Source organism: Rheinheimera sp., from assembly GCF_036568245.1.
In the GTDB taxonomy this organism is placed as follows: domain Bacteria; phylum Pseudomonadota; class Gammaproteobacteria; order Enterobacterales; family Alteromonadaceae; genus Alishewanella.
Genome location: NZ_DATCSY010000327.1, coordinates 1 through 8,286, shown reverse-complemented (window position 1 = coordinate 8,286; position 8,286 = coordinate 1). Strand labels below are relative to the sequence as shown.

Sequence of the window (8,286 nt, the reverse complement as noted above, 5' to 3'; positions counted from 1 at the left end):
TGGTCAAATATCCCGTTAACATTGCGCATAAGCGAATTGCGGGTTTTATTTACATGCTATAAATTAGGTACTTACGGTTGAAGGGTGCAGAAATATAATGCACAGCGTCAGAAATATAACGCACGCTCGTTTTGCCGGGTTGAAAGAACGAAAACCTGGAAAATGTCTTTATTTTACAACGGCATGCTAAGGTTTGTTTCCTCTATCGGAAATGAGAAAATGAGCATGCGCAATAATAAAATGTTAGCCACACAAGGAGAGTGGTCCTATATGAAAATTCGAGCAGCATTGGCAAGCGATGCTCAGAGTATCGCAGATATACATACCACGAGTTGGCGTAATACGTATCAAAATGCCTTAACTGCGCAATATCTTTCGGATGTCGTACCTCAAGAACGAAATGAGGTGTGGGCAAGCCGGCTTGATATGCCAAAGCCTAACCAGCATGTGGTCGTTGCTGAGCAGGGCGGAGAAATCCTGGGGTTCGCGTGTGTATATGCAGCTGAGAATTCCAAATGGGGCTCCTACTTGGATAATTTGCATGTACGCAAAGCCCATCAATCAAAAGGCATCGGAAAGTCGCTCTTGATCGAAGTTTTCCGTTGGTGTCACCAACAGGAGCCAATCGGAGGTTTGTGCTTGTTGGTGAACCAAGAGAATGTAAAAGCGCAAGCATTCTATAAATCGGCTGGGGCTCGTAACGCGCAAGAGAGTGTATGGAATGCTCCAGATGGTAGTGTTGTTCCAACATACTGGTTTGTATGGGATAAGATCGGCTCCTTGGTAGAAAATGGCTAACAAGGCCAGCCACGGTGACGGTTACTACATTGCGGCTGCGCCTTCATTCCGCAACCGCGCGTGCTGAGCGGCGTTAGGCTTCAAAATCAGGAGAGTAGAATGAGAGTAGGAAAAAATATTTTTGTCTTTGCCGTATTATCGGCCATAGGATTGTTTGCTTCGGGGGTAAATGCTGGCGTTCAACCTTGCGGCGGAGAATCTAGCAAAACGGGAAAATCATATAAAGTTAACGGAACAGGAATAAGCGTAAGAAGTGGGCCGGGAACAAGTTACGATAAACTTGTCAACGAAAAGGCAACCCGCATACTGAAGACAACACAATATATTACAATCGACAATTCAGTGACCGTATACGAAGAATGTTCACAAGGCGGTTGGTCTAAAATCCACGTTACAGACCCAGATTACCTAAGTCAGTCTCATCGTGGTTGGGTATCCAGTAAATTTTTGCGAGGAAAAAAATTGGATTCCTCAGGTTCTGAGGTATTTACAGAGGCGGATTTCTACTTCGACAAAAAGACTCAGCCCTACAAAAGCATAATTATTGCCGGAGTTAATAAGGTTCACCGAGAAAATTCTCGCTGTAAAAAAATAGACCCGTCCTCTGCATATATTTCATCTAGCAAAGGAACGGCCTCGAATCCTGTTTTTTATGTGACTTGTGGTTCTGGCTCAAATGTATTTAACGCATTTTTTTCCAAATCGGACGTCGAAGCAGGCTCCAAATTGACTGCTACAAAACATATTGATAAATCTGTCGCTATAAAGCAGTGCGAGAACTACGCGAAGAGCAATGCCACCCATCCGAGCACAGTAGATTTTTCTAAGTTCATGGATTTGGCAGTTACAGAACATCCAAATGGAAACACTACTGTAATGTCATCATTTACTGCTAAAAATAGCTTCAACCTTCAGCTTAAATACAATATTCGCTGCTTATCAAACGCAAGTGGTCTATTTGAAGCGAATATTACCGAGTCGAAATAAGCCTAACAAAGTGCTGCTAGGGACAAACCTACGCTGCGCTTCGGTTTGCCCCAGAGCACGGCGTTGGTGAAAAAGGAATTTAGATGGTATTTCCATCACTAGAAACTGAACGTCTATTACTTACAGAACTTCGTGTTGATGATGAAGCTGGGCTGTTTAATTTGTTTTCCAATCCATCTGTGGTCGAATACTACGATTTAGATGTGTTTCGCGAGTATAGCCAAGCGGCTAATTTGATTAGTCTTTTTAAATCCAGATATGAAGAGCTGCAGGGTATCAGGTGGGCCATTCGGTTAAGGTCATCTGGTCGATTGATAGGCACCTGCGGGTTTAACTCGTGGAACAGTAAAATGCGTAATGCCGTTATCGGTTATGACCTGCATCCTGAGTTTTGGCGACAAGGTTATTCCTCAGAAGCTGTGCGCGCCATTATTAGTGCTGGATTTGCAGGAAAGCTTCCGTGTGGTGAATTGCATCGGATTCAAGCAGATACAATTCCAGGTAATCGCGCCTCTGAATCATTGCTTCGTCAGCTTGGATTTAAAGAGGAAGGGCTTCGGCGTGAGTGTGGATATTGGAAGAACAAGTATCATGATCTCAAATGTTTCGGCTTGCTCCGTTCAGAGTTCAGTACAACATAACAATCCGCGACATTCGGGGCCTGCGGCCCCAGCGACGCTCACAAGTTCGCGCGCATGCGCGGGGCGTTAGGGCGCCAGAGCACTCAGTCATCAACCTTCCCGTAATTACCTCTTGACACATTAGGTCAGTTGTCCTAAATTTAAAAATAGGACGATTGTCCTATAGGTTTGAATATTTGTTGGGAGGCGCTTTGGTGGCCAATAAGCTAACAAGGGATCGCATTGTCGATAAGGCAGATCAGCTGTTCTATGAGCAGGGATTTGAGCACACCTCTTTCGCGCAGATTGCGGAAGCTCTAGGCATTTCCCGAGGAAATTTCTACTACCACTTCAAGACCAAGGACGAAATCCTAGATGCCGTAATCAGTCATCGTCTTGTTCGCACGAATTCAATGCTCGATAACTGGGAGCTAGAAGGCGACACGCCAGCTGATCGTATCCGCAGTTTCATCAATATTCTGGTAATGAATCGCGCCAAAATTAAGCGTTATGGCTGTCCGGTAGGGACGCTCTGTACGGAACTTGCCAAGCTGGATCACCCCGCAAGAAGCCACGCAAACGAGTTGTTTACGTTATTTAGAACTTGGTTGCGCCGACAATTCGAGCAACTTGGCTGTTCTGATGACGCCGATGAGTTGGCAATGCACCTACTCGCTTTCAGTCAAGGAGTAGCGACACTTTCTAGTGCATTCCAGGATGAGAAATTCATTCACAGTGAGGTAAACCGTCTGGACGACTGGTTATCCTCTTTTACAACTGCAACCAACAATCAATCGGAGGTGCTTTAATGTTTGTCGTTCTTTTGCGGTTCTCAGAAAATAAGGATCAGGCCAGTGATTTTATGGAAGGTCATAATCAGTGGATCAGGCGGGGGTTTGAGGATAAGGTTTTCTTGGTAGTTGGTAGTCTTCAACCCGGTCTTGGAGGTTCTGTTCTTGCTCATGGTGAGTCAAGAGAAGCTCTTGAGAGCCGAGTTAATCAAGACCCATTTGTGGCCGAGAATGTCGTTACGGCAGAAATACTTGAAATTGAGCCAAAAAAAGCAGATGAGCGTCTGGGCTTTCTTCTGGCCAAGTGAGGGAGTGAGCGATGAACTCTACTGTTCAAGGCCCTGACGGAGAATTGCGTTGCAGATGGTGTTCGGCTGCTCCTGAGTTCTTTGAATACCACGATAATGAGTGGGGCTATCCAGTTGATGACGATATCAGGCTGTTTGAAAAACTGTGCCTCGAAAGCTTTCAATCCGGCCTGAGTTGGCGAACAATTCTAGCCAAGCGAGAGAATTTCCGTGCTGCCTTTGCCAACTTCGATTTCAATAGAGTGGCGAACTACAATGATTTTGATATTGAGCAATTATTGAAGAATGAAGGCATTGTCAGGCATCGCGGAAAGATAGAAGCTGTGATCAACAATGCAAAAAAGGCGATAGAGCTTGTGGCGCAGGAAGGGTCGCTGGCCGCTTACTTCTGGCGATTCGAACCAGATGAGGATAGTTTGCCTGAGCCACAGACAGCATCAACTTCAGAGGAGTCCATTGCACTATCGAAGGCTCTGAAAAAGCAGGGTTGGAAATTCGTTGGCCCCACAACCGTCTATGCCTTTATGCAGGCAATGGGCCTTATAAATGATCATTCTGAGGGATGTGTGTTCAGGGCAAAAGTCAAACAGGCACGCAGTCACTTCAGGCGTCCAGGGCGCGTATAATGCCCTAACAAGTGGCTGCTGCCGGACGTGCCTACGCTGCGCTCCGGCACGCCGCAGAGCCAAGCGCTAACGTCCGCGGTTCGCTCATAGCAGCCGGTTATAAGCTGGCTTGCTCCAGCAACGTTGCCATATGCTGCAAGGCGCCAATGCCCTAAATATCGGTTGCCTGCAGCGCCACTTTGTATAGCGGCAGTCTGGCAAAATTCTGCTCTATTTGCTGTAAATGCACTTTTTCTAGGCTGAGCCTTTCGGCACTGCACCCGTTTATTTCAGGTACTTTTTTGTTGTCTGAAAATATCAGCTGACATCGACGTAACGTGAAGCGAATGCACGCCAATCGTTATCCGTCACTTCGACTATAGGCTAGTATTACCCTAAATATTTCCATGCTAAGCTGCGGCGCCCTACATAATATTGCATAACTCTGCGCTGATGCAGGTTGGCAAACTATAAAACAACGAGGAATCTGCGTAATGCTAATATTCTTTATCAGTATCGCCATACTCTTACTTGGCTATAAACTGTACAGCCCGTTTGTTGAAAAACAAGCAGCCATAGATCCTTGCGCTGTCACGCCTCAGGCGCGTCTGCATGACGGTGTTGATTATGTCGCCATCCATCCTGTAAAAGCATTCCTCATTCAGTTTCTGAATGTAGCGGGGGTAGGGCCAATTTTCGGTCCTATTTTAGGTGCTGTATATGGCCCTGTTGCACTAGTGTGGATTGTAATAGGTAACGTTGTCGGCGGAGCTGTTCACGATTACTTCTCTGGTGTAATGAGCTTAAAAGAAGACGGTAAGAGCTTACCCGAAATAGCCGGGCATTATTACAATGTGATTTTTAAAGGCTTTATGCTGATTTTTACTGCGATGTTGCTGTTCTTCGTTGGTGTTGTTTTTATTATGAGCCCGGCAGGCTTACTGAGTAACCTATCTTTCTTTGAAGGTACGATTCTGGCGGGTAATACCTTTTGGGTATTGGTGATTCTGGCCTATTACTTTTTAGCGACGTTATTACCCATTGATAAAATCATCACTAAGTTATACCCAATGTTTGGTGCGTTAATGATTGTGATGACCAGCCTTATTGCCATTTCAATACTGCTGGAAGCACCACATTTACCTCAGGTAAACGATATCTTTGCTTACTTTGACTCGCACGAACACCATGACTTTTTAACACCTAACCCGGATGGCGCGCCTATTTGGCCGTTGCTGTTCCTGACAATTACATGTGGTGCCATCAGTGGCTTTCATTCTACTCAGTCACCGATGATTGCCAGATGTCTTACTAATGAAAAGTATGCGCGCCCAGTGTTCTACGGCGCCATGATGTGTGAAGGTATTGTTGCCTGCGTTTGGGCATTAGCCGGTATTTCTGCTTTCCCAGGCGGCTATGTCGAGTTAAAAGCGATGTTGGCGCAGGGTGGACCGGGTTTAGTGGTTAACCATATTGCGAACAGTTACCTTGGTGTGTTTGGTGGTGTAATGGCAATATTGGCTGTTGCGATATTCCCAATCACATCAGGCGACACCGCATTTCGTTCATTACGGTTAACCATTATGGATGCCTTTAATATTTCGCAGACCACATTGCACCGCTTGCTGTTAGCCGTGCCGCTGCTGGGTATTGCTTATTTAATGACGTTCCTGGATTTCTCTCTTATCTGGCGTTATTTCGCGTTCTCTAACATGCTGTTGTCGACCAGCGTATTGTGGTTAGCAACTAAGTACCTGTTTGACCGTGGCACTTTCCACTGGATTGCTAGTATTCCTGCGGTAATTGGTACGGCAATTACAGTGGCGTATATTGCCACGGCGGGTATTGGTTTTAACCTGCCAGCTACTTACAGCAAGCCTATTGGTGTAGCGGTCGCCGTGTTGGTGCTTATCGGTTTATTTGTTGCGCACCAAAAACGTACACCAGCGCACGCCTAACGTTAACAGAATTAAAAAAGGCCGTTTTACGGCCTTTTTTATTGCGCACAAACTACTTTGTTTCTGCCTTCTGCTTTGGCCCGATACAGCGCTTTATCGGCGCGTGACAAACTGCTGTTCAGTGCTTCCGGCGCCTGATACTGGCTGATACCTATACTGCAGGTGACGGCTAAATTGTCATAGCCTGTAAAGGCAATCGCTGCTATCGCCTGACGCAGCCGTTCGGCAATGATTTCTGCCTGCTGCGCATTGGCATCAGGTAATACGATTAAAAACTCTTCACCGCCGGTGCGGCCAAATCTGTCTTGTTCACGCAACATGGCGCAGACGGTGATACACATTTGTTGCAGCACTATATCGCCGGCGTCATGGCCAAAGCAGTCATTGACCTGCTTAAAATGGTCCAAATCGAGGATCAGAAAACTGAGCTCAGCTTTGGTGTCAATGGCTTTAACCCGTTCCTGCTCGGCCTGCATCATAATGCGCCGCCGGTTAGCGACATTGGTCAGCTCATCGGTCATGGCGAGGCGGTGCAAACGCTGATTACGTTTTTTCAGTGATAGTGCAAACGCCAGCAGAATAACCAGCATCAGCACAATTAGGCCAAGAGCCGCGTATTGCCAGCGCTGTGCTGTTTCTAAGGCGGTAACGTGTTGCTCTATCAGTTGCTTTTCTGCTTTTAGCTGGTTGTTACGCTCTTGCTGGCGGACAGAATCAAACTGTACCCGCAATAAATTACTTTGCTGCTCGCGGGCTTTTTGCTGTTGTACTGCAGTTCTTTCCAGATATTGGCTTAATAACGTATAGGCTTCGCCATGCCTGCCAGCTGCCGCCAGGCCCGCTGCTTTGGCTTTATATAACATCAGCATATAACGTGGGTTGTCATCGTTACTGAGCTCCGTTTCGGCACGCGTAAACTGCGCCAGCGCTTCAGAGGTTTTTTGTAATGCCAGTAAGGTTTCGCCGTGATACATCGCCAGCAAGCCGCGGTAGGTGGCAACAGACGACATATCGTAGGTTTGCAGCGTGTCCAGCTCGCTTTGAGCCTCTTTTGCCAGTGTCATTGCAATGTCGTAACGCTTAAGCAAATTGTTAATCCACACCAGATTTACTTTAGTGAAGGTACGCCACATCGGCTCTTTTAACTGCTGGTACACGGCCATTGACTGTTCGAACAACTGTAGCGCTTGCTGATACTGGCCAAGTTCAGCATAGGAATACGCTTTCTCGTGCATGATCAGCGCATGGCGAAATTGCTCATCTGGCGAGGTGAATTCCTGCTCGGCCTGCTCAATGTAAGCCAGCGCATCCTGATACAGCCCCATCCGTCGGTAGGTGGCTGCTATGGATAACACTAAATCGCTGATGTAAGGTTTGTAGCCTAAACCGCGTTGCAATTGGTAAGCAGTAACATAGTGCTGCATGGCATCAGCGTAATTGCCCTGATAAGAGGCGATGCTGCCAAGCAGATTGAGGCTGATAGCAATGCTTAGGGGGTTTTCGCTGTCGCTGGCGGCCTGATATGCCGACTGTGCGTTTTGCTCTGCCTGCTGCGCTTGCCCAAGCTGGCTGAACAGGTAATAACGGCAAACATAGTAATCGGCTAACGCTGCGCTGTCTCCGCGAGCTTTGGCTGCAGCGAGTTGCGTATCGCTGTATTCAATGCCTTCTTGCGGCTGGTCAAAAAAGCCCAGCATACAGCGCATTCTGTCAAAGATATTACGCCGTACCGGGTCATTGGCAGGCAGTGTGGTTTCTAATTCCTGTAAGGTGGTTTGAAAGTCGATCAGGCTGAAAAAATAACGCTGACCGCTTTCAATCTGATGCACCAGTTCATCAAACTGCTCAGGCGTTGCATGCGCGCAACTACAGCAAAGTACAGTCAGTGCACAGAGAAACCGCTTAATTGCCATACATCGCCCTGATATTTGCAGCCTGTCAATAGCTTAGCAGCTGCTGGTTATTTGCCTACTACTGTAATACAAATTCAGCAATCAGGGTTTTTTTACCCAATTACCATCCAGCAGTATGTAGTGGCCTGAACTGGTGCGCTCCAGCGCCTTTTTACCGGCCATCGCTTCTACATCGGCCACGGCAATACTGTTTTGCTTGGCCAGCTTGGCGTATTCAGCTCGGCGCGCATCATTGATCAGCTTTACAATGTCGTTTGCTTCGCTGTTATTTTGCACCGCACCCAAATAACCATTAGCCTGCTCGCC

Annotated in this window: 9 protein-coding genes; 7 read left to right on the top strand and 2 right to left on the bottom strand. The window is 47.0% G+C overall.

Features of this window, described 5'->3' with window-relative positions; genetic code table 11:
- Positions 1–84 precede the first annotated feature (84 nt).
- The 7 genes from VIN66_RS14710 (at position 85) to VIN66_RS14680 (ending at position 6,067) form a co-directional block, all read left to right on the top strand.
- Entirely contained in the window at positions 85–798 is a 714-nt protein-coding gene (locus tag VIN66_RS14710; protein WP_331924682.1) for a GNAT family N-acetyltransferase, read from the top strand.
- Between the two features lie 99 nt (positions 799–897).
- Entirely contained in the window at positions 898–1,785 is an 888-nt protein-coding gene (locus tag VIN66_RS14705) for an SH3 domain-containing protein (RefSeq protein WP_331924681.1), read from the top strand.
- 83 nt (positions 1,786–1,868) lie between these two features.
- Positions 1,869–2,426 carry a GNAT family protein gene (locus VIN66_RS14700; RefSeq protein ID WP_331924680.1) on the top strand — a complete coding sequence of 186 codons (558 nt, stop codon included), beginning with the start codon at positions 1,869–1,871 and terminating at the stop codon, positions 2,424–2,426.
- A gap of 194 nt (positions 2,427–2,620) precedes the next feature.
- Positions 2,621–3,214 carry a TetR/AcrR family transcriptional regulator gene (locus VIN66_RS14695; RefSeq protein ID WP_331924679.1) on the top strand — a complete coding sequence of 198 codons (594 nt, stop codon included), beginning with the start codon at positions 2,621–2,623 and terminating at the stop codon, positions 3,212–3,214.
- Positions 3,214–3,504 carry a YciI family protein gene (locus VIN66_RS14690; RefSeq protein WP_027957499.1) on the top strand — a complete coding sequence of 97 codons (291 nt, stop codon included), beginning with the start codon at positions 3,214–3,216 and terminating at the stop codon, positions 3,502–3,504. Before VIN66_RS14695 ends, VIN66_RS14690 begins: the two co-directional genes overlap by 1 nt.
- Positions 3,505–3,515: 11 nt before the next feature.
- Positions 3,516–4,130 carry a DNA-3-methyladenine glycosylase I gene (locus VIN66_RS14685; RefSeq protein ID WP_331924678.1) on the top strand — a complete coding sequence of 205 codons (615 nt, stop codon included), beginning with the start codon at positions 3,516–3,518 and terminating at the stop codon, positions 4,128–4,130.
- 473 nt (positions 4,131–4,603) lie between these two features.
- Positions 4,604–6,067 (top strand): carbon starvation CstA family protein, encoded by a 1,464-nt coding sequence (locus tag VIN66_RS14680; protein WP_331924677.1) that lies wholly within the window; start codon positions 4,604–4,606, stop codon positions 6,065–6,067.
- Between the two features lie 38 nt (positions 6,068–6,105).
- Here the strand turns inward: VIN66_RS14680 and VIN66_RS14675 are convergent, their stop codons facing one another.
- Both VIN66_RS14675 and VIN66_RS14670 read right to left on the bottom strand, forming a co-directional pair.
- Positions 6,106–7,980 (bottom strand): tetratricopeptide repeat-containing diguanylate cyclase, encoded by a 1,875-nt coding sequence (locus VIN66_RS14675; RefSeq protein WP_331924676.1) that lies wholly within the window; start codon positions 7,978–7,980, stop codon positions 6,106–6,108.
- Between the two features lie 81 nt (positions 7,981–8,061).
- The coding region (locus VIN66_RS14670) for a YdbL family protein (RefSeq protein ID WP_331924675.1) at positions 8,062–8,286 on the bottom strand (225 nt) is incomplete at its 5' end.

Excerpts from the sequence above, each read along its gene's own strand:
- VIN66_RS14680 (WP_331924677.1), top strand. The coding sequence starts at position 4,604 with ATGCTAATATTCTTTATCAGTATCGCCATACTCTTACTTGGCTATAAA.
- VIN66_RS14700 (WP_331924680.1), top strand. The coding sequence starts at position 1,869 with ATGGTATTTCCATCACTAGAAACTGAACGTCTATTACTTACAGAACTT.
- VIN66_RS14685 (WP_331924678.1), top strand. The coding sequence starts at position 3,516 with ATGAACTCTACTGTTCAAGGCCCTGACGGAGAATTGCGTTGCAGATGG.
- VIN66_RS14690 (WP_027957499.1), top strand. The coding sequence starts at position 3,214 with ATGTTTGTCGTTCTTTTGCGGTTCTCAGAAAATAAGGATCAGGCCAGT.
- VIN66_RS14705 (WP_331924681.1), top strand. The coding sequence starts at position 898 with ATGAGAGTAGGAAAAAATATTTTTGTCTTTGCCGTATTATCGGCCATA.
- VIN66_RS14675 (WP_331924676.1), bottom strand. The coding sequence starts at position 7,980 with ATGGCAATTAAGCGGTTTCTCTGTGCACTGACTGTACTTTGCTGTAGT.